This is a genomic window from uncultured Corynebacterium sp. (assembly GCF_902782855.1).
Lineage (GTDB): Bacteria > Actinomycetota > Actinomycetes > Mycobacteriales > Mycobacteriaceae > Corynebacterium.
The window spans coordinates 1-20390 of the sequence record NZ_CACZOO010000064.1; the positions used below are offsets into that span (position 1 = coordinate 1).

Annotated in this window: 18 protein-coding genes and 1 tRNA gene; 11 read left to right on the forward strand and 8 right to left on the reverse strand. The window is 67.6% G+C overall.

The features are described from left to right. Positions 1–1053: glutaminase A (gene glsA / locus QZV72_RS02740; RefSeq protein WP_297004957.1), on the forward strand; the 1053-nt coding region annotated here is incomplete at its 5' end. A gap of 4 nt (positions 1054–1057) precedes the next feature. Here the strand turns inward: glsA and QZV72_RS02745 are convergent. Further along, positions 1058–1134: transfer RNA gene (locus QZV72_RS02745), tRNA-Leu, on the reverse strand. Positions 1135–1160: 26 nt separating this feature from the next. Then, on the reverse strand, positions 1161–1835 hold the full coding sequence (locus tag QZV72_RS02750) for a TetR/AcrR family transcriptional regulator (RefSeq protein ID WP_297004960.1): 675 nt from the start codon (positions 1833–1835) through the stop codon (positions 1161–1163). A gap of 52 nt (positions 1836–1887) precedes the next feature. Here QZV72_RS02750 and polA point away from each other — a divergent pair, with 52 nt between their 5' ends. Continuing rightward, a complete protein-coding gene (gene polA, locus QZV72_RS02755; RefSeq protein WP_297004963.1) occupies positions 1888–4605 on the forward strand; it encodes a DNA polymerase I in 2718 nt (905 codons plus the stop codon). 27 nt (positions 4606–4632) lie between these two features. On the opposite strand, the gene QZV72_RS02760 is transcribed toward polA, so the two are convergent. After that, positions 4633–4788, reverse strand: coding sequence for a hypothetical protein (locus tag QZV72_RS02760; protein WP_297004965.1), 156 nt, complete (start codon positions 4786–4788; stop codon positions 4633–4635). Positions 4789–5029: 241 nt separating this feature from the next. Then, positions 5030–6034 (reverse strand): DUF368 domain-containing protein, encoded by a 1005-nt coding sequence (locus QZV72_RS02765; protein ID WP_297004968.1) that lies wholly within the window; start codon positions 6032–6034, stop codon positions 5030–5032. A gap of 60 nt (positions 6035–6094) precedes the next feature. On the opposite strand from QZV72_RS02765, the gene QZV72_RS02770 reads away from it, so the two are divergent. Both QZV72_RS02770 and rpsA read left to right on the forward strand, forming a co-directional pair. Beyond that, entirely contained in the window at positions 6095–7222 is a 1128-nt protein-coding gene (locus tag QZV72_RS02770) for an isocitrate/isopropylmalate family dehydrogenase (RefSeq protein ID WP_297004971.1), read from the forward strand. A 150-nt stretch (positions 7223–7372) separates the two neighbouring features. Beyond that, a complete protein-coding gene (gene rpsA / locus QZV72_RS02775) occupies positions 7373–8833 on the forward strand; it encodes a 30S ribosomal protein S1 (protein WP_297004973.1) in 1461 nt (486 codons plus the stop codon). 135 nt (positions 8834–8968) lie between these two features. On the opposite strand, the gene QZV72_RS02780 is transcribed toward rpsA, so the two are convergent. Continuing rightward, positions 8969–9745: an SDR family oxidoreductase gene (locus tag QZV72_RS02780; protein WP_297004975.1), complete on the reverse strand. Its 777-nt coding sequence runs from the start codon at positions 9743–9745 to the stop codon at positions 8969–8971. A 130-nt stretch (positions 9746–9875) separates the two neighbouring features. Between QZV72_RS02780 and QZV72_RS02785 the strand changes: the two genes are divergently transcribed. Beyond that, positions 9876–11906 carry a glucose PTS transporter subunit IIA gene (locus QZV72_RS02785; RefSeq protein WP_297004977.1) on the forward strand — a complete coding sequence of 677 codons (2031 nt, stop codon included), beginning with the start codon at positions 9876–9878 and terminating at the stop codon, positions 11904–11906. A gap of 11 nt (positions 11907–11917) precedes the next feature. Here QZV72_RS02785 and QZV72_RS02790 read toward each other — a convergent pair whose 3' ends face one another. Further along, the gene (locus QZV72_RS02790) at positions 11918–12847 is read right to left on the reverse strand and encodes a MaoC/PaaZ C-terminal domain-containing protein (protein WP_297004979.1); all 930 of its coding nucleotides are present in this window, start codon (positions 12845–12847) and stop codon (positions 11918–11920) included. A gap of 19 nt (positions 12848–12866) precedes the next feature. Then, positions 12867–14201, reverse strand: a complete 1335-nt coding sequence (locus QZV72_RS02795; protein WP_297004980.1) for a 3-oxoacyl-ACP reductase — start codon at positions 14199–14201, stop codon at positions 12867–12869. Positions 14202–14471: 270 nt separating this feature from the next. Here QZV72_RS02795 and QZV72_RS02800 point away from each other — a divergent pair, with 270 nt between their 5' ends. From QZV72_RS02800 to QZV72_RS02825, 6 genes are all read left to right on the forward strand, one after another. Then, the gene (locus QZV72_RS02800) at positions 14472–15788 is read left to right on the forward strand and encodes an acetyl-CoA C-acetyltransferase (RefSeq protein WP_297004982.1); all 1317 of its coding nucleotides are present in this window, start codon (positions 14472–14474) and stop codon (positions 15786–15788) included. A 217-nt stretch (positions 15789–16005) separates the two neighbouring features. Then, positions 16006–16236 (forward strand): hypothetical protein, encoded by a 231-nt coding sequence (locus QZV72_RS02805; protein ID WP_297004984.1) that lies wholly within the window; start codon positions 16006–16008, stop codon positions 16234–16236. A gap of 221 nt (positions 16237–16457) precedes the next feature. After that, positions 16458–16613 carry a hypothetical protein gene (locus QZV72_RS02810; RefSeq protein WP_297004993.1) on the forward strand — a complete coding sequence of 52 codons (156 nt, stop codon included), beginning with the start codon at positions 16458–16460 and terminating at the stop codon, positions 16611–16613. Between the two features lie 60 nt (positions 16614–16673). Next, complete coding sequence (gene coaE, locus QZV72_RS02815) at positions 16674–17270, forward strand: dephospho-CoA kinase (protein WP_297004995.1); 597 nt, start codon at positions 16674–16676, stop codon at positions 17268–17270. Positions 17271–17279: 9 nt separating this feature from the next. Next, on the forward strand, positions 17280–19418 hold the full coding sequence (gene uvrB / locus QZV72_RS02820) for an excinuclease ABC subunit UvrB (RefSeq protein WP_297004997.1): 2139 nt from the start codon (positions 17280–17282) through the stop codon (positions 19416–19418). A gap of 18 nt (positions 19419–19436) precedes the next feature. Continuing rightward, positions 19437–19871, forward strand: coding sequence for a universal stress protein (locus QZV72_RS02825; protein ID WP_297005000.1), 435 nt, complete (start codon positions 19437–19439; stop codon positions 19869–19871). A gap of 9 nt (positions 19872–19880) precedes the next feature. Here the strand turns inward: QZV72_RS02825 and QZV72_RS02830 are convergent. Beyond that, positions 19881–20390, reverse strand: a 510-nt coding sequence (locus QZV72_RS02830) for a hypothetical protein (protein WP_297005002.1), incomplete at its 5' end; no start/stop codon positions are given.

Here is a 20390-nt window from a genome sequence, read left to right on the forward strand (position 1 = left end):
AAGCCCTTCGCTTACGCGGTCGCACTGCAGGAGGTGGGGGTGGAGAAAGTGCTGGAGACCGTCGGTATGGAGCCCTCCGGTGAGGCCTTCAACGAACTCTCCCTCGACGGGGGGACTCACCGTCCGGTCAACCCGATGATCAACGCCGGGGCGATCGCAGTGAACCAGCTGATCAACGGGGAGGACTCGTCGGTCGATGCGAGGGTCGCCCTGCTTCTCGACTATCTTTCCCGGCTCGCCGGGCGTGAACTGCGGGTCGACGAGCGCGTCACCGGGTCCGAACTGGCGACCGCCGACCGCAATCTCGCGCTGGCGCACATGCTGCGCAGCTACGGCGTCATCGCTGACTCCGCCCAGGACGCCGTGACCGGCTACGTCCGGCAGTGTTCGATCCTGGTCACGGTGAAGGACCTGGCCGTGATGGGGGTGACCCTGGCACTCGGTGGCAGCCAGCCGGTCACCGGCGAGCAGGTCCTCGACCCGCGGGTGTGCCGTCAGGTGCAGTCGGTGATGGCGTCCGCCGGCATGTACGACGGCGCCGGTCAGTGGATGGCCTCGGTGGGCATCCCGGCGAAGTCGGGGGTGTCCGGTGGTCTGATGGGTACCTTGCCCGGTCAGCTGGGCATCGCGACGTTCTCGCCCCGTCTGGACAGCTCGGGCAACAGCGTGCGGGGTACGGAGATCTTCCGGGCACTGTCGGAGGACATGGGACTGCACCTGATGTCCGCGGTGCCGGCCCGCGGTGCAGCGGTGCGGAGTATCCGGGCCCGGGGCCCGGTGACCGTCATCCGGTTGCAGGGCGGCCTCGGGTTCACGGGGGCCGAGGACTTCCTCGCCACTGTCGCAGGTCACGAACTGAGGACCCACCGGGTGATGGTGGACATGCGCCGGGTCACCGATGTCGACGGCTTCGGTCGCGCTATGGTGCTGGAGGGGCTCCGGCGCGTCCGGGAGGACGGACACCGGATTTCCGTCATCGACCCCGACGGGTTGCTGGGTGACCGCACGATGGGCGACGGCACAAGTGTGGAGACCTCCGCCGAGGATATGTGAGAAGTGGTCCCCCGGGTCGGACTCGAACCGACACTGGGCGGGTTTTGAGTCCGCTGCCTCTGCCAATTGGGCTACCGGGGGCTGACGCCGAAGCGACAGCGCAGATCCTACCTGACAGGTCCGGAATCTCCGTCAAGGGCCCCCTGGATCAGGGAACCGTAGTAGGTGACGAAGGTGTCCACCCGGTCGGACATGAAAAAATCCTCGGTGACCAGGCGGCGCATGAGCGACAGCCCGGCGAGCATCGACATCGCCGCCTCGGCGCGGGTCTCGGCGTCCATGCCGGAGCTCGCACCGGCGGCGTCCGGGCCGGGGGCCTCCTCCTCTATCTTCCGCACGAGCCAGACGACGACCTGCTCACGGTAGGCGCGGCCGATCGCGTCGACGATGTGACGGTTCCCGCCCGAATCTGCGAGACGGTGCACGATCGAATTCGGCGAGTCCGGCTGCGAGGTCACCGCGACGCGGGCCAGATGCTCGCCGAGCTCGACGAAGGGGACCTCGTTGAGCCGCTCAGCCGTCGCGGAGAAGTCCAGCTGGGACTCGAAGAGATTCTCCTTGCTCCCGAAATACTTGATGATGAGCGGGGCGCTCACCCCCACCTCGGCGGCGATCTCCTTGAGGGAGACCTCCCCGTAGGGGCGCTCGGAGAACACCCGACGGGCGGCCAGGAGAATCTCCCGGCGGGTGTCCATGGACCGGCGGCGTGGCGGCACCTTGTTCTGGATGCCGACGACGTTCATCTGCCGTGGGCCTCCGGCCCTCGAAGTCTGGTCAGTCATGGCGACTAGGATAACCCGGGAAGTCCCCCCACACCGTAAGCAGGAAGGTTCCATGACAGACGCCGCCACAGACGCCGCCCCCGAAAGCACCTCCGGACGGCCAACCCTGCTCCTGCTGGACGGGCACTCCCTGGCATTCCGTGCGTTCTACGCCCTGCCGGCGCAGAACTTCTCGACCACCGGCGGCCAGCACACCAATGCCGTCTACGGTTTCCTGGGGATGCTCCTCGGCCTCGTGGACAACGAGCGCCCCACGCATATCGCCGCCGCCTTCGACCTCTCCGGCCCGACTTTCCGCGCGGAGACCTTCCCCGAGTACAAGGCGCAGCGTCCCTCCACACCGCCGGAGTTCCACGGCCAGGTCGAACTGATCCAGGAGACCCTGCAGTCCCTCGGGGTCACGACCCTGACGAAGGAGGCCTACGAGGCGGACGACATTATCGCCACCCTCGCCACCCGCGGTGCCGCCGCGGGCATGCGGGTGCTCATCTGCACCGGTGACCGTGACAGTTTCCAGCTCGTCACAGACGATGTCACGGTCCTCTACACCCTCAAGGGCGTCTCCGAACTCGACCGGTTCACCCCGGCCCGCGTCGCGGAGAAATACGGCGTCACCCCGACGCAGTACCCCGATCTCGCAGCCCTGCGCGGCGACACCTCCGACAACATGCCCGGCGTGCCGGGGGTGGGCCCCAAAACCGCGAAGAAGTGGATCACCACGTGGGGGAGCCTCGATGGCGTCGTCGAGCACATGGACGAGATCGGCGGCAAGGTCGGCCAGAACCTCCGCGACCATCTCGACGACGTACTGCTGGCCCGCAACATCACCGAGATGGTCCGCGACCTCGACCTCGGCGAGCGTGGGGAGTTGGACGCGCTGACACCAGGTACCCCGGACGCCACCGCGTCCCTCGACATGTTCGAGACCCTCCAGTTCGGCACGACACTCCGCAACCGCGCCTTCCGCACCTTCGGAGTCGAGTTCGAGGACGGCGAGGCCGCCGCCCTCACCATGGACGCGCCGGCCACCGGCAAGCTCGCCGGCTGGCTGGCCACCCACGCCGGGTGGAAGATCAACCGGCCGGCGGGGGACGCCGCAGTGCACCGCCCGCTCGCCGCCACCGTCACCGGGGTGGGGGCACCTGCGGGTGGATGCGCCGACCGGATCGCCCTGCTCGATCCGGTCGCTGCGGAGGACGGCGCCGTCCATGCCGTGGACATCGACCTCACCGACCAGGACCCGGCCGACGAGGCCACCCTGCGAGACTGGCTCGCGGACCGTGGCGCCCCGAAATGGGTGCACGACGCCAAATCGGAGTGGCACAAGCTCCACGGGTCGGGCCTCGTGCTGGCGGGGGTGGAGCAGGACACTGCCCTGGCCGCCTACCTGCTGCGACCCGACCTGCGCACCGGGGACCTCGCTGACGTCGTGCAGCGACATGTCGGCCACGAGATCGCCGCAGACGCGCCGGGTGCGGTGCGCGCCCAGGCCACCGCAGAACTCGTCGCCGCACTGACCCCGGAGCTCGCCGGGATCGGGGCGATGGAGCTCTACCTCGACCTGGAGGTGCCGCTGGCGACCGTGCTGGCGAAGATGGAGGCGACCGGCATCTCGGTTGACGCCGGCGCCCTCCGGGAACTCTCCGACGAGTATGCGGTGCAGATCGAGACGGAGATCGCCGAAGCCCGCGCCATCGCCGGCGACGACACGCTGAACCTGTCGAGCCCGAAGCAGCTGCAGAAGGTCCTTTTCGAGACCCTCGGACTGCCGAAGACGAAGAAGACGAAGACCGGGTACTCCACCGCCGCCGGTGAGCTGGAGAAGCTCGCCGCGTCCCACCCGCACCCCTTCCTCGGCCACCTCATGGCGCACCGCGAGTACCAGAAGATGAAGTCCACCATCGACGGTCTCGTCGAGGCCGTCGCCGATGACGGACGTATCCACACCACCTTCAACCAGCGGGGCGCGGCGACAGGGCGACTGTCGTCGTCGGACCCGAACCTGCAGAACATCCCGGTACGTACCGAGGCAGGCCGCCGCATCCGCGGGGCCTTCCGCGTCGGCACCGGCTACGCCACCCTCATCACCGCCGACTACTCACAGATCGAGATGCGGGTCATGGCGCACCTGTCCCAGGACCCGGGACTCATCGAGGCGTACCGGCGGGGGGAGGACCTCCACAGCTACGTCGGCTCGAAGGTCTTCGACGTGCCGGTCGAGCACGTCACCCCCGAACTGCGCCGACGGGTCAAGGCGATGAGCTACGGCCTGGTCTACGGGCTCAGCGCCTTCGGACTGTCCCAGCAGCTGCGGATCTCCGCCGGTGAGGCCAAGCAGATCATGGACAACTACTTCGAGCGCTTCGGCGGGGTGAAGCGCTACCTCGACGAGGTCGTCGCCCACGCCAAGGAGACCGGGTACACGGAGACGCTCTACGGGCGTCGCCGGTACCTGCCGGAGCTCAACTCCCCGAACCGGGTCGCCGCCGAGGCTGCCGGCCGGGCAGCACTCAACGCCCCGATCCAGGGCACGGCCGCCGACATCATCAAGCGGGCGATGCTTCGGGTGGACGCGGAGTTCACGCGACGGGACCTGGCGTCCCGGGTGCTGCTGCAGGTCCACGACGAACTGGTCGTCGAGGTCGTCGAGGGTGAGCAGCGGGTCGTCGCCGAGATCCTGCGTGAGCAGATGGACAGTGCCGCGGACCTGAGGGTTCCGCTGGACGTGTCCACCGGTATCGGAGCGGACTGGGACACCGCCGGGCACTGACCGGTGGGGACGCGGCCAGTGGCCGGGTCAGTCGTCGTCCTCCTCGGTGAGGACGCGGACGGACCGCACACCGGGCATGCCGGACAGTGAGGCGACCAGACCGTCGGGGGAGTGGCGGCCGGTGAGCCCCGGGTGAGAATGATCCCGGCGCCGTTCCAGACCGATGAGGATGCTGATGCTCACGGCATTCGACACACCGGAAGATGTCCGTACCGCCCTTACCCTGGGTGCCAGGGGATTCCTACGGAAAGTGGAGAGCCCGTCGGGCCTCGTGTCCGCGGTGCGAAGAGTCTCTTCGGGCCGCACCGCACTGGGAGACGGCATCAGGGGGAAACTCGGCGGGTCCAACCGCGTCCAACCGCATCCAACCGCATCCAGGTCGCGATGACGTACCTGGGGCACCGGTGATTCGTGGTCGAGGGCTTCACCCCTCGGTGACGGTCTTCCGGTCAGCCAGGGCCGCCTCGCGGCGACGCTTCATGACCTGCTCGGCGATGACCATCGCGGCGACGACTGCGGCACCGAGGAAGAAGAGCAGGACCGCCAGACCGGCCTGCTCGCCGGGGGCGTGCAGGGTGACGGACTCTCCCTCCTCACCCTCCTGCCAGGGCCAGAGGGAACGCAGTGAACCGAGCAGCATGCCGGTCATGGTGAACAGGGTGAGGGTGCGGGCGCGGGTCAGCAGTGTCTCCATGACCCGGACGAACAGCACGAGGCCGGTGAGGGCGCCGAGCCCGAAGACGGCGATGTATCCGAGGTCCAGGTTGCTGACGGCGTCCAGCGTGGCGGTGTAGATGCCGATCGCGTAGAGGAAGAAGGAGCCGGAGACACCCGGCAGGATCAGCGCACAGACGGCGATCGCGGCGGCGATGAACACCAGCAGTTTGCCGGGGTTGTCGTTGTCGGAGGCGGAGAACCCGGTGGCGATGAAGGTGAAGGCCGCACCGACGAGGAAGAGCGGGACAGCGACGGGCAGTCGCCGCTTCAGGTCGGACCAGTCGATCATCAGCAGCGGTACGGCGAGGGAGACGGTGACCATGCCGAGGAACAGGGCACGGGAGGGGATCTCGTGGTCCTCGACGAAGTCGCCGACGATGCCGGCCATGGCGAAGACCATCAGGACCATGCCGATGCCCAGGGGCAGCAGCATCGTCCAGTCGACGGCCCTGACCCGGCGCACGCCCCCGGGACGGTCCTTCGGCAACGCCTTCACACCGTCGAGCAGACGGTTGGCGTTGTAGAGGACGCGCTCGTAGACACCGGTCACCAGTGCGACGGTGCCGCCGGAGATGCCGGGAACCAGTTCGGCGGTGCCGATGAGGCCACCCCGGACCGCGTTGAGGACGATGTTCCCCGGGGTGCGGGGAGTGGGCGGGAAAGCGGGCTGGCGCGGGCCGGACGGCGCGCCGGAATCGTTACTCTCGTTCACAGTGGTTACGGTACCGGTCGTCGTATCGTCGGGCGGGCTCCGGTCACTACGATGTCCGGCATGACCGATCTCACAGCGCCGTCCGTGCACACCGAGCCTTCCGTGACGCACCGGAGCATCAGGCTCGGGTACTGGGACGGGGAGGGGATCGGGCCGGAGATCACCCCGCCCACCCGCCGCGCCGTGGACCTGGCACTCCTGCCGGACGCCGTGACCGTCGACTGGATGCCGCTGCTGCTCGGCGCCGGGGCTTTCGCCGAGACCGGGCAGGTGGTCCCGGAAAAGACCGCAGACACACTGTCCGGCCTTGACGGCTGGATCCTCGGACCGCACGACAACGTCTCCTATCCGCCGGAGGCGCGGGCGCAGCGCAATCCGTCGGCGGAACTGCGGCTGTCGGCAGACCTGTGGGCCAATGTCCGTCCGGTGCGGGCACTACCGGGGTCGGTGACACCGGAGCTCGACGTGGTGGTCGTCAGAGAGAACACCGAGGGCATGTACGCCGACCGGAACATGTACGCCGGATCGGGTGACCTGCGAGTCACCGCCGATGTCGCGTTGGCGGTGGGTGTGTTCACCCGTGCGAAGGTGCGCCGGATCACCGAGTACGCCGCGGCGGTGGCGCTGGACCGGGGCGGTGTGCTCACCGTGGCGCACAAGTCCAACGTGCTCACCCGGACGTCCGGGATGTACCTGGAGGAGGCGGAGAAGGTCGCGGCGTCCACCGGAGTGGTGCTGCGTCCGGTGCACATCGACGCCCTGTGTGCTGATCTGGTGAGCAGGCCGGCCGAGCACCGCACGATCGTCGCGGAGAACATGTTCGGCGACATCCTCTCCGATCTCACTGCGGCGCTCGGCGGGTCGCTGGGCACCGCCGGCAGCGTCAACGCGGGTGGACGCCGGGCGATGGCTCAGGCCGCCCACGGATCGGCGCCGGACATCGCCGGACGTGGGGTGGCGAATCCGGCGGGGTTGATGAACTCGGCGGCGCAGCTGCTGAGGCATCTGGGGTACCGGGCCGCCGGAGGGCGACTGTCGGCGGCGGTCCGGGAGGCGATGCTGGGGCACCCGACCGCAGATGTGGCGGGAGTGGTCGATGGAAGGGAACGTGCCGGCGCCCCGGCATCCACCACGGAGTACTCGGAAGCGGTGTTTGCACTGCTAGCGGGCCCTGGTGTAGGGTATTGAGCGTTACGCGCCTCTGTACGAACTTCTGAGCTTGAACCCTGAGGTCGCGAAGCCACGTCGGGGAAGTCGTGCAACCGTGTGATGCGGTGCGGTGGAACCGACGGAATCCTGTCCACAACGATAACTATCCGTTTCGGAGCACCTTCACCTATGCCCACCAACAACGTTCCTCAGGTTGCCATCAACGACATTGGCACCGCTGAGGATTTCCTCGCCGCCATCGACCAGACCATCAAGTACTTCAATGACGGTGACATCGTCGAGGGTACCGTCGTCAAGGTCGATCACGACGAGGTCCTCCTGGACATCGGCTACAAGACGGAGGGTGTCATCCCCTCCCGTGAGCTGTCCATCAAGCACGATGTCGATCCCGGCGAGGTCGTCGAGATCGGTGACGAGGTCGACGCCCTCGTCCTCACCAAGGAGGACAAGGACGGCCGTCTGATCCTCTCCAAGAAGCGCGCCCAGTACGAGCGCGCCTGGGGCACCATCGAGGAGCTCAAGGAGAAGGACGAGCCGGTCACCGGTACCGTCATCGAGGTCGTCAAGGGCGGCCTCATCCTCGACATCGGACTGCGCGGCTTCCTCCCCGCTTCCCTCGTCGAGATGCGTCGTGTCCGAGACCTCCAGCCGTACATCGGCCAGGAGCTCGAGGCCAAGATCATCGAGCTGGACAAGCAGCGCAACAACGTCGTCCTGTCCCGTCGCGCATGGCTCGAGCAGACCCAGTCCGAGGTCCGCTCCGAGTTCCTGCACCAGCTCCAGAAGGGCCAGGTCCGCAAGGGCGTCGTGTCCTCCATCGTCAACTTCGGCGCCTTCGTCGATCTCGGCGGTGTCGACGGCCTGGTTCACGTTTCCGAGCTGTCCTGGAAGCACATCGACCACCCGTCCGAGGTTGTCGCCGTGGGTGACGAGGTCACCGTCGAGGTTCTCGACGTCGACCTGGACCGCGAGCGCGTGTCCCTGTCCCTGAAGGCCACCCAGGAGGATCCGTGGCGCGTCTTCGCCCGGACCCATGCGATCGGCCAGATCGTCCCGGGCAAGGTCACCAAGCTCGTCCCGTTCGGCGCCTTCGTCCGCGTCGAGGAGGGCATCGAGGGCCTGGTCCACATCTCCGAGCTGGCCGAGCGCCACATCGACGTCCCGGACCAGATCGTCACCGTCGGCCAGGACCTCATGGTCAAGGTCATCGACATCGACCTCGAGCGTCGCCGGATCTCCCTGTCCCTCAAGCAGGCCGACGAGGACTTCACCGAGGAGTTCGACCCGTCCAAGTACGGTATGGCCGACTCCTACGACGAGCAGGGAAACTACATCTTCCCGGAGGGCTTCGACGCGGAGACCAACGAGTGGATGGAGGGCTTCGACGCCCAGCGCGAGGCCTGGGAGGCCCGGTACGCCGAGTCCGAGCGCCGGCACAAGCTGCACGCCGCCCAGATCGAGCGTCACCGCGCCCAGGCCGCCGAGGCAGCCGAGGCCGGCGAGTCCGGCTACTCCTCCTCCAGCGTTGACGCCACCGAGGCTCCCGCTGCCGAGGCTGCCGCCGACTCCGGCTCCCTCGCCTCCGATGAGCAGCTTGCCGCCCTGCGCGAGAAGCTGGCCGGCAACTAGCAGGCACCGCGGCTGACCGTGTGAAGCGGTCAGCCGCGCGAGTCCTCATGTTCCGTTGCTCCGGAACAACCGGCGAGAGCCCCCGTGGATCACTCCACGGGGGCTCTCGGGTTACCCGGCGGCTTCCTCGGAAGGTCAGTGGGCGATCCTGCTCATGAGCACCGCCATCGCCGAGGCTGTCTTCACCGGCATGATACGGGACAGCGCATCCATGAGCCGGGCGTCCTTGCCGATGAGGACGCGCGGCTTACCGGTCTCCACCGCCTTCACGATCTTCGCCGCAGCGTCCTGCGGAGAGGTGAGGAACCTCGCGGCCTTTGCCCGGGCCTCCGGATCATCGGCACCGTCAACCTCGACCCCCGAGTTCGCCGTGATGTCCGTGTTCACCCCGCCGGGGAACACCACCGAGACCGTCACTCCAGTTTTCCGTAGCTCGGTGCGCAGCCCCTCGGTGAACAGCTTCACCGCAGCCTTCGACGCACCGTAGGCGCTCTGCCCGGGGACCGGGACCAGACCGCCCATGCTGGAGACGTTGACGATGGCGGCTTCAGGTCTGCCGAGCAGTCCCGGCAGGAATGCCTCGACGGTGTTCACCGTGCCCCAGAAGTTGACGTCCATCACCCGGGCAAAGGTCTCCCGCTCCAGATCGGCGATGTCGACGAAGTCCTGGACGATGCCGGCGACATTGACCAGGGCATCGACCGGACCGATCTCCGTGGCGAGGGCGGCGACGGCATCCCGGTCAGCGATGTTCACCTGGTGCGGGATGAGACGCGCGGACGCCTCCAGCCCGTCGGGGCGCAGGTCGAGGGCGTTGACGGTCGCACCGTGGTCGAGCAGCTGACGGACGACCTCGTGTCCGATCCCTGCCCCACCTCCGGTGACGACAACAGTCTTTCCGTTGAGGTTCATAGTGACCAAGTCTGGCAGACAACGGGCGCACAGGGGCGTGGCGGGGGTATTCGGTCCGGGGGTGTCCACGCCTACAGTGGCGGGGAGAACACCCCCGGTTGTTTCCCCCTTCTGGAAAGGTCATGAGGCCATGGCATCTGCGACAGACACCTCACGGAGCATTCTGAAGGAGGTGGGTGGCGCGGACAACGTCGACGACCTCACCTACTGTGCGACGAGACTGAGATTCCAGCTCCACGACAGGTCGAAGGCTGATCTGGCCGCCCTGGAGGACATCCCGCAGGTGCTCGGTGTCGTCCCGCAGGGCGGCAACGGAGTCCAGGTGGTGATGGGCGGCGGCGTCGCTGACTTCCACAACGCCATTGTCCGGGAGCCTGGGATGGGGGAGACCGGTGCCGCCCTCGCTAAGAAGCAGTACGGGGGTGTCCGGGGCAAATACGAGTGGATCAACTACGGCTTCGAGTTTCTCTCGGACACGTTCCGGCCGGTGCTGTGGGCGTTGCTCGGCGCGTCCCTCATCATCACCATGCTCGTACTCGCCGACACCTTCGGCTGGCAGGACTTCCGCGCACCGATGGAGGAGCAGCCGGACGGCTACGTGCTGTTGCATGCGATGTGGCGGTCGGTGTTCTACTTCCTGCCGATCATGATCGGCGCGACCGCCGCCCGGAAGCTCGGCGCGAACGAGTGGGTCGGCGCCGCCATCCCGGCGGCCCTGCTGACCCCGGAGTTCATCTCCCTGGGTGAGGCGAAGGAGGTCGTCCACATCTTCGGCCTGCCGCTGGTGCTCAACGACTACTCCTCGCAGGTCTTCCCGCCGCTCATCGCCGCGATCGGCCTGTACTGGGTGGAGAAGGGGCTGAAGAAGATCATCCCCTCCGCGGTGCAGATGGTCTTCGTACCGTTCTTCTCGCTGCTCATCATGATCCCGCTGACCGCCTTCCTGCTCGGCCCGTTCGGCATCGGCATCGGCAACGGCATCTCCAGCTTCCTCGAGTGGACCAACGACCTCTCGCCGTTCATCCTGGCGATCGTCATCCCGCTGCTCTACCCGTTCCTCGTGCCGCTGGGACTGCACTGGCCGCTCAACGCGATCATGGTCCAGAACCTCGCCACCCTCGGCTACGACTTCATCCAGGGTCCGATGGGCGCCTGGAACTTCGCCTGCTTCGGTGTGGTCGCCGGCGTGTTCCTCGTGTCCATGAAGGAGAAGAACAGGAGCATGCGGCAGGTCTCGCTCGGCGGGCTCATGGCGGGACTGCTCGGCGGCATCTCCGAACCCTCGCTCTACGGTGTGCTGCTGCGGTTCAAGAAGACGTACTTCCGCCTGCTGCCGGGCTGTCTGGTCGGCGGCATCATCATCGGCATCTTCGACGTCAAGGCCAACGCCTTCGTCTTCACCTCGCTGCTCACCATCCCGGCGATGGACCCGTGGGGCGGGTACGCCCTGGGCATCGCCGCGGCGTTCGCCACCTCGATGCTGCTGGTGCTCTTCTTCGACTACCGGGGTGCCGACGAGAAGGCGAAGGTCCTCGCCCAGCTCGCCGCTGAGCGCGAGGAGGACAATGCCGCGGGGGACGCGAGGATCGGGGACGCGGCCGTCGCCGCCGGTACGGGCCAGGTCAAGCCTGCGCTGCGTCCCGGAGCGGTGACGGTGGTGACCTCCCCGGTCGGGGGCAGGGTGCTGCCGCTGTCGGAGACCCCGGATGACGCCTTCGCCGGCGGGGCGTTGGGCGGCGGGGTGTGCATCGACCCGTCCGGCGACACCCTGGTCGCCCCGGCGGACGGGAAGGTCCTCACCATCCAGCGGACCGGCCACGCCATCGGCCTGCGGCTGGATTCAGGCATCGAGCTTCTGATCCACATCGGCATCGACACGGTGAAGATGGACGGCGACGGTTTCGAGAACCTCGTGGAGAAGAAGCAGCAGGTCACCGCCGGAACCCCGCTGATCCGCTTCGACCGGGCGAAGATCGAGGCCGCCGGCTACTCGCCGCTGACCCCGGTCGTCGTGGTGAACTCCAGGAAGTTCGGTGAGGTGGAGGGGATGGTAGCCCCGATCGCCGCCCCGGGAGATGACATCATCACCGTCACGGCGAAGGGAGCACTCTTGGATACCGGGGCTGCGGACGCCCCGGGGACGGCGACCGTCTCCGAGTGACGGGGCGGATCCTACAGCGCCTCGATGCGGGCGACGGCGTGCAGGGTCTCCAGCTTGGAGGCCTTGCGCAGTTGCACGTCCCAGGCGCCCGAGGCGTCCCTCGCGGTGAACTCCGCGACCTTCGCCGGCAGGGTCACCGGCTTGGCGAACTCGATGGAGAACCGGGAACCACCGGTCGGCAGTTCACCCTCCAGGGAGGCCAGGACGGCGGCGGCCGACCACATGCCGTGGGCGATGGTCGACGGGAAGCCGAAGGCCTTCGCGCCCAGCCCGGAGACGTGGATCGGGTTCTTGTCGCCCGAGGCCCCCGCGTAGACCTTGATGCTCGCCGGGGTGGCGGTGAGCACGGCGGTGGGGGTCGGGTCCGCGGGGATCTCCGGACGCTCGAACAGAGAGCCGGAGTCCTCCTCGCGGGCCTTTACTGCGGCGTCCGCAGAACCGGAGAGCTTCGCGCCCTTGGCGAGGAACCCGGAGGTCTGGGTCCACACCGGGGTGTCACCTTCGCCCTCGACGAAGACCTCGGTGACCATGTCGATCAGCAGGCCCTTACGGTGCGGACGCAGGTTCTCCGCGTGGGTGCGGATGGTGAACTCGTCATCCACGGTCAGCGGGCGGGACTGCTCGATGACGTTGGTGAGGTGCACCGCGCCGACGGCGTTGAAGGGGTAGTCCGGGGTGGTCATGACCTTCATCGCCAGCGGGAAGGACAGGGCGTAGAGGTACGTGGCGGGCAGCTCGTTGGCCAGGCGCAGACCGGTCGCACCGCAGTAGGCGCCGAGGTGCCTCACGTTGACCTTCACGCCGGTGACCTCGAAGCCGGTGGCGGGGTCAGCCTTTGCCGAACGCTTCGTGCCGAGGCCGGGGATCAGGTCCCTGGCGGCGGACTTGTACTCGGTCATCAGCTCCGGGATGGCCGGGATCTGCCTGTATGTGACTGTCATGTGTCGTCTCCTCGACCGGTCAGGCGCCCATGAGGTGCTGGCCGCAGACCCGCAGGTACTGACCGGTCACCGCACCGGAGGCGTTGCCGGCGAAGAAGCCGACACCCTCGGCGACGTCGATCGGCAGACCACCCTGGGACAGGGAGTTCAGCCGCTTGCCGACCTCGCGTGTGCCGGTGGGCATCTCAGCGGTCATCGCGGTGATGATGAAGCCCGGGGCGATGGCGTTGACGGTGATGCCCTTGTCCGCGACCTTCGGAGCCAGCGCCTCGGCGATGCCGATCATGCCGGCCTTGGACATGGCGTAGTTGGTCTGACCGCGCTGGCCGGCCAGGCCGTCCATGGAGGACAGGGTGATGACGCGGCCGCCGTCGTTGAGGCCGCCGTTGTCCAGCAGTGCCTCGGTGATGCGGATCGGGGCGAGGAAGTTGATGTTCTGCACCAGGTTCCACCTGCCCTCGTCCATGTTGGCGAGCAGCTTGTCGCGGGTGACGCCGGCGTTGTGGACGATGATGTCCACACCCTGGCCCCACTTCTCCTCGGCGTGGGCCTTGATCCTGTCGGCGGCGTCCGGGGCGGTGACGTCCAGCGGCAGGGCGGAACCCTTGACCTCGTTGGTGATCTCCGCGAGGGCCTCACCGGCGGCGGGGACGTCGACGATGATGACCTTGGCGCCGTCACGGGCGAGGACGCGGGCGATGTCGGCGCCGATGCCGCGGGCGGCACCGGTGACCAGGGCGACCTTGCCGGCGGTCGGGGCGTCCCAGGACTCGGGGGCCTCGACGTGGGTGCCGTCGACCCGGATGACCTGGCCGTCGACGTAGGCGGACTTGCCGGACAGCACGAAGCGGACCGGGGCCTCCAGGCCGGTCAGGTCGTCGGAGACGGCCGGGTCGACGTAGATCAGCTGGGCGGTGGCGCCGCGCAGCAGCTCCTTGGCCAGGGAGCGGGTGAAGCCCTCGATGGCCCGCTGGACGATGCGCTCGTCGGCGTCCTCGATGAGCTCGGGAGTGGTGCCGATGACCAGGAAGCGGGCGCTCGGACGAACCTTGCGCATCTGGGGGTGGAAGAACTCGTAGAGCTTCCTGATGTCCTCAGGGGTCCTGATGCCGGTGGCGTCGAAGATGATCGCGGCCTTCTTGATGTCGGTGTCCGCGTCGACGAACTGGAAGTCGGCGTCGAGGAACTTCCGGACTCCGTCAGCCACGCGTCCCTCGCCACCGATGACGACCGGGCCGTCGAGGGCAGGTTCGCCCTTCTTGTAGCGGCGCAGCTTCTCGCCCTGGGGGACGCCGAGTTTGCCGGCGAAGCTGGAGTTGATGATCTGTTCCAGCAGGCCCTTGTTGGAAGACATGTACTGATCTCCTTGGTCTGTAGTGGTTCGTAGTGGTTCGTAGTGGTCGAAGTGGAGCGGTTATCCGAAAGCGTACCTTGCGGACGCCCGAACAATGTATGTTCTCATTCGTACCCTAGCGTGTGACCCGGTACGCTGTCCGGCAATTCCGTGACAGGGAGAACAGCCAGCACGCTACCCCCGGAAACGGCGTCCGGAGTCTGCCCCACGGGTAGGCTGGCCGCCAGACCCGACCCAGACCAGCACAACGACGACGGAGTGATTACCGACATGACCTCTTCCTCACCGCGCAAGGTCGCCATCCTCGGCGGCAACCGCATCCCCTTCGCACGGTCCAACAAGGAGTACTCCAGCGCCTCCAACCTGGACATGCTGACCTCGACCATCAACGGTCTCATCGCCCGGTACGGGCTGCAGGACGAGAAGCTCGGCATGGTCGTCGCCGGCGCGGTGCTCAAGCATGCCCGTGACTTCAACATGACCCGAGAGGTCGTGCTCGGTTCCGCGCTGAGCAACGAGACCCCCGCCTTCGACCTGCAGCAGGCCTGCGGTACCGGGCTCGCCGCCGCCGTCCAGGTCGCGGACGCCATTGCCCTGGGACGTATCGACGCAGGTATCGCCGGTGGCACCGACACCACCTCCGACGCCCCGCTCGCGGTCAACGACGACCTGCGCAAGACCCTCATCAAGGTCAACAACGCAAAGTCCACCCCGGAGATGCTCAAGCTCCTCGGCTCGGTGCGTCCCTCCCAGCTGGCACCGGAGCAGCCGCAGAACGGTGAGCCGCGCACCGGCCTGTCGATGGGTGACCACCAGGCCGTCACCACCCGCGAAATGGGCATCACCCGCGAAGCCCAGGACCAGCTCGCCGCCGAGTCGCACCAGAAGCTCGCCGCCGCCTACGACGCCGGCTTCTTCGAGGACCTCGTGACCCCGTTCCTCGGCGTCCAGCGGGACACGAACCTGCGCCCGGACTCCTCCGTCGAGAAGCTGGCCAAGCTCAAGCCGGTCTTCGGCAGGAAGGACGCCGCCGCCCACGGCACCCAGGCGACCATGACCGCCGGAAACTCGACCCCGCTGACCGACGGCGCCTCCGCGGTGCTGCTGGCGTCCGAGGAGTGGGCAGCGGAGCACAACCTGCCGGTCAAGGCGTACCTGGTGGACTCCGAGACCGCCGCCGTGGACTTCCTCCACGGTCACGACGGCCTCACCCCGGACGGCCTGCTGATGTCCCCGACCTACGCTGTCCCGCGTCTGCTGGAGCGTAACGGCCTGACCCTGCAGGACTTCGACTTCTACGAGATCCACGAGGCCTTCGCCGGGCAGACCCTCGCCACCCTGAAGGCCTGGGAGTCCGAGGACTACTGCAAGGACCGCCTCGGTCTGGACGCCCCGCTGGGCGCGATCGACCGCGACAAGCTGAACGTCAAGGGTTCCTCGCTCGCCGCGGGCCACCCCTTCGCCGCGACCGGTGGACGCATCATCGCCACCGCCGCGAAGATCCTCGAGGAGAACGGCGGCGGCCGCGTCCTCGTCTCCATCTGCGCCGCCGGTGGTCAGGGCATCACCGCCATCATCGAGCGGTAGACAGTCGCCGGTCAGGTCCCGTTCCGGCGGGACTGAGGCGGGCCCGACGCGCTAACTGCCCCGGGAAGTGGATGATTCCGTTTTCCCGGGGCATTTCGCCGTTGCAGGCCGGGGGCGGCTCGGGCGTCACTGGCGTCGCCGGTGACCGGGCCGGTGATGAAGACGACGGCGTCCGGGTTCGGGGCGGGGTGACGCTGTGTCGTGTCACGATACTGACATGAACGAACACGTCCCGGACCCCCGGGTACTGACCGCGGTGAGCGGGGTGCCGCCGTTCAACCGGGAGTCGGTGGTGCCGGTGACGTTCGGCAGGTCGGACGGGGTGAACCCGGCCCTGGACGGGCCCGGGGAGCCGGTGACGTCGGAGGAGGAGTCCACCGACCCGGGAAGTGAACCGGTGCCTGAGCTCAGCAGTGCGGCGCCCCGGTCCACCGACCCCGGGACGTAGGTGCTGCACGGGTCCGCGGCGGCGGTGGCGGGGCCGAGGACGGCGACCCCGCCGGGACGATCCCCGAGCTCCCGCCGCTGCAGCAGGTCGACGGCTCCGCCGGAAGCCTGGTCAACCGCGGTCTCGGGACCGGGGACCAGCTGTTCTGCTCGCAGATCGGGGCGGAGATCGCCCGTCTCGCCGCGGACTGGGCCGAGGCCGTCGCCGCGAACGCCGAGGCCGTGGCAGGGGAGGACACCGAGGCCGCGTCGGCCGCCAGAGCCGCGGCGAACACCCTGCGGCTCGCCTACACCAACGCCAACGGCGCCAACGGGGCGTGCCTCACCGCGGCCGACGCGGCACTCACCTCCTCCCCGGACGGGTCTTTCGCACCGTAGATCCGGCCGGGGAATCTGTTGTCCCCTCCACCTGTCCCACCGACAGGTAGCCTGGGCCGCATGCGTATCATCGGACTGACAGGGGGCATCGGCTCCGGGAAATCGACGGTCTCCGCCCGGCTGAGTGAGCTCGGTGCCACCATCGTGGACGCCGACCTCATCGCCCGCGAGGTCGTGGAGCCCGGCGAGCCGGCATTGGCGGAGCTGGGGGAGGCCTTCACCGGGGTCATCCGCGCCGACGGCACCCTCGACCGTGCGGAACTCGCCCGCCAGGCTTTCGCCACGGGAGAAGGCACGGCAACACTCAACGCGATCACGCACCCGCGGATCCACGAGCGGACGCTGCGGCAGTTCGAGGACGCCCGGGCCGCCGGTGCCCCGGTGCTGGTGTACGACATGCCCCTGCTCATCGAGAACGGACAGACCGACATGGTGGACGTCGTCCTCGTGGTCGACGCACCTGACGATCTCCGCATCCGGCGGCTCGTGGAACAGCGTGGCCTCGACGAGGCGGACGCGCGGCGCCGCATCGCCGCCCAGATCGACCGGGAGACCCGACTCGCCGCCGCGGACGTGGTCCTCGACAATTCGGGGGACGTGGCGTCCCTGGTGAGCCAGGTCGACGAGTTCTGGGCGAGGCTCACCCGCCGGTCCTAGACTGGGCCCATGGCCTTCGCAGCTGAACACCCCGTCCTCTCCGAATCCGAGTTCCGCCCGGTCGGGGAGGTTGAACGCACCGACTCACCCTTCGAGGTCATCAGCGACTACGAACCGGCCGGTGACCAGCCCGCGGCGATCAAGGAGCTCGACGAGCGTCTGAACCGGGGCGAGCGGGACATCGTCCTGATGGGCGCGACCGGTACCGGTAAGTCCGCCACCGCCGCGTGGCTCATCGAGAAGCAGCAGCGCCCCACCCTGGTCATGGCGCCGAACAAGACGCTGGCTGCGCAGCTGGCCAATGAGCTGCGCAGTCTGCTGCCGAACAACGCCGTCGAGTACTTCGTCAGCTACTACGACTACTACCAGCCGGAGGCGTACATCGCGCAGACGGACACCTACATCGAGAAAGACTCGTCGATCAACGATGACGTGGAGCGGCTGCGGCACTCCGCAACATCGAACCTGCTGTCCCGCCGCGACGTGGTGGTCGTGTCCTCCGTGTCCTGCATCTACGGCCTGGGGACGCCGCAGTCCTACCTGGACCGCTCCGTGGTACTCAAGGTGGGGGAGGAGGTCGAGCGTGACCGGTTCCTGCGGCTGCTCGTCGACATCCAGTACGATCGCAACGACATCTCCTTCACCCGCGGCGCGTTCCGTGTCAAGGGGGACACGGTCGACATCATCCCCGCGTACGAGGAACTGGCGGTGCGCGTCGAGTTCTTCGGCGACGAGGTCGACAGTCTCTTCTACATCCACCCGCTGACCGGCGACGTCGTCCGCGAGGTCGAGGAGATACGGATCTTCCCCGCCACCCACTACGTCGCCGGTCCGGAACGTATGGAGAAGGCGATGGAGGACATCCGCGAAGAACTGGAGCACCGCGTCGCCGATCTGGAGAACCGCGGCAAGCTGCTGGAAGCCCAGCGGCTGCGGATGCGCACCGAGTACGATCTGGAGATGATCCAGCAGGTCGGCTACTGCTCCGGTATCGAGAACTACTCGCGTCACATCGACCAGCGGGAACCCGGCTCCGCCCCGGCGACGCTCATCGACTACTTCCCGGACGACTACCTCACCATCATCGACGAGTCCCATGTGACGGTGCCGCAGATCGGCGGCATGTTCAACGGTGACATGTCGCGCAAACGCAACCTCGTCGACTTCGGGTTCCGCCTGCCCAGTGCCCTGGACAACCGGCCCCTGACCTGGGAGGAGTTCGATGATCGGAAAGGCCAGTGCATCTACATGTCCGCGACCCCGGGAGACTACGAGATCGCCGCGGCCGGCGGGGAGTTCGTCGAGCAGGTCATCCGGCCGACCGGGCTGGTCGACCCGCAGGTAGAGGTACGCCCCACCGAGGGGCAGATCGACGACCTCATCGAGCAGATCCGGCAGCGGGTGGAGAAGAAGGAACGTGTCCTGGTCACCACCCTGACCAAGCGGATGGCCGAGGATCTGACCGACTACCTCCTGGAGCACGGTGTGAAAGTGCGCTACATGCACTCTGACATTGACACCCTCAAGCGGGTCGAACTGCTGCGCCAGCTGAGACTCGGGGAGTACGACGTCCTCGTCGGTATCAACCTGCTGCGCGAGGGGCTCGATCTGCCCGAGGTCTCCCTCGTGGCGATCCTCGACGCCGACAAGGAGGGATTCCTGCGCTCGGAACGGTCACTGGTGCAGACCATCGGTCGTGCCGCCCGTAACGTTTCCGGCGAGGTGATCATGTACGCGGACAAGATCACCGACTCGATGCGGTACGCGATCGACGAGACGGAACGGCGCCGCGCCAAGCAGATCGCCTACAACACCGAGCACGGGATCGACCCGCAGCCACTGCGCAAGAAGATCGCCGACATCCTCGACCAGGTCTACGAGAATCGCGGTGAGGACGGCCCTGGTGACGGGGCGACCGGGTTCGGCGCGGACGTCGACATCGCCGCCGGCCCATCGGGGGTGTCGGCGGTGTCCGGGCGGGATGCCGGCAGTCTGGCGCGTCCGGAGCTCGAGAAGCTCATCGCCGATCTCACCGCACAGATGCAGGACGCCGCCCGCGAGTTGAAATTCGAGCTCGCAGGTCGGTTGCGTGACGAGATCACGGACCTCAAGAAGGAGCTTCGCGGCATGGTCGAAGCCGGACTGTGATGGGGTAATCTGGGCGCCATGAGCTACAGCACCATCGTTGTCGGCACGGACGGTTCAGATTCCTCACTTCTCGCTGTGCGGCGGGCGGCGTCCCTCGCCGCAGCTTTCGACGCCACCCTGGTCATCGGCTGCGCCTACTACGCCGATCAGGAGGCTGCGGTGCAGGCGGCGAGGATGGACTCCAAGACAGTGGTGGGGGATTCCCCGGCCCAGCAGAACCTCGAGTCCGCCATCGCAGCGGCCCAGCAGGAGGGGTGCTCGACCATCGAGACCGCCATCAAGGCGGGGTCACCGGTGGAGGCTCTGATGGGGATCGTCACCGACGTGGACGCGGACCTGCTGGTCGTCGGTAACCGGGGGATCAACTCGCTGACCGGTCGTCTGCTCGGCTCCGTGCCGGCGGATGTCGCCCGGCAGTCCGACTGCGACGTGATGATCGTCCACACGGTGTAGGCGCCCGGTTCAGTCGGCTTCACCGGTGAGCGCGCTGACCGCGGCAACCGGGTCATCGACCCACAGCCGTATCCCCGTGACCTCCAGGCACCGTGCTTTCTGCCAGGGCCACCGGTCAGGGGCCGGAACCGGGGAGGGTTCGGTCAGCACCACCCGAAGGTTCGTCCCGGAACCGTTAGTGAGGACAAGTGCCTCATCGACGACAGTGGCACGCTCTGACCGGTACGTTCGGTCGACCGTCGTCTGGACTATCCGCTCCCGTGACACGGTCATGAGAGGTTGACATCCTTGTCTGATCACCAGATCACCGGCCAGTACGTAGTGGGGGTATATCCTCCGCCGACCGAATACCGCCCAGAGTAATGCCAGCGAGTAGACGGATATCACGGTCACGATGAGCCGCGCTGTCATCCAGGGGATGAGAATTCCGAGGGCGATGATCTCGATGATGGTGGCTACAGTGAGCGCCCCGGGGAGAAACCAGAGACTGGCGACCGCCGGGAGAGGGACAGCTCCCGG

Bases quoted from the DNA above. Each gene is read 5' to 3' on its own strand.
- QZV72_RS02750 (WP_297004960.1), bottom strand. From the start codon at position 1,835: ATGACTGACCAGACTTCGAGGGCCGGAGGCCCACGGCAGATGAACGTC.
- polA (WP_297004963.1), top strand. From the start codon at position 1,888: ATGACAGACGCCGCCACAGACGCCGCCCCCGAAAGCACCTCCGGACGG.
- QZV72_RS02770 (WP_297004971.1), top strand. From the start codon at position 6,095: ATGACCGATCTCACAGCGCCGTCCGTGCACACCGAGCCTTCCGTGACG.
- rpsA (WP_297004973.1), top strand. From the start codon at position 7,373: ATGCCCACCAACAACGTTCCTCAGGTTGCCATCAACGACATTGGCACC.
- QZV72_RS02780 (WP_297004975.1), bottom strand. From the start codon at position 9,745: ATGAACCTCAACGGAAAGACTGTTGTCGTCACCGGAGGTGGGGCAGGG.
- QZV72_RS02785 (WP_297004977.1), top strand. From the start codon at position 9,876: ATGGCATCTGCGACAGACACCTCACGGAGCATTCTGAAGGAGGTGGGT.
- QZV72_RS02790 (WP_297004979.1), bottom strand. From the start codon at position 12,847: ATGACAGTCACATACAGGCAGATCCCGGCCATCCCGGAGCTGATGACC.
- QZV72_RS02795 (WP_297004980.1), bottom strand. From the start codon at position 14,201: ATGTCTTCCAACAAGGGCCTGCTGGAACAGATCATCAACTCCAGCTTC.
- QZV72_RS02800 (WP_297004982.1), top strand. From the start codon at position 14,472: ATGACCTCTTCCTCACCGCGCAAGGTCGCCATCCTCGGCGGCAACCGC.
- QZV72_RS02805 (WP_297004984.1), top strand. From the start codon at position 16,006: ATGAACGAACACGTCCCGGACCCCCGGGTACTGACCGCGGTGAGCGGG.
- coaE (WP_297004995.1), top strand. From the start codon at position 16,674: ATGCGTATCATCGGACTGACAGGGGGCATCGGCTCCGGGAAATCGACG.
- uvrB (WP_297004997.1), top strand. From the start codon at position 17,280: ATGGCCTTCGCAGCTGAACACCCCGTCCTCTCCGAATCCGAGTTCCGC.
- QZV72_RS02825 (WP_297005000.1), top strand. From the start codon at position 19,437: ATGAGCTACAGCACCATCGTTGTCGGCACGGACGGTTCAGATTCCTCA.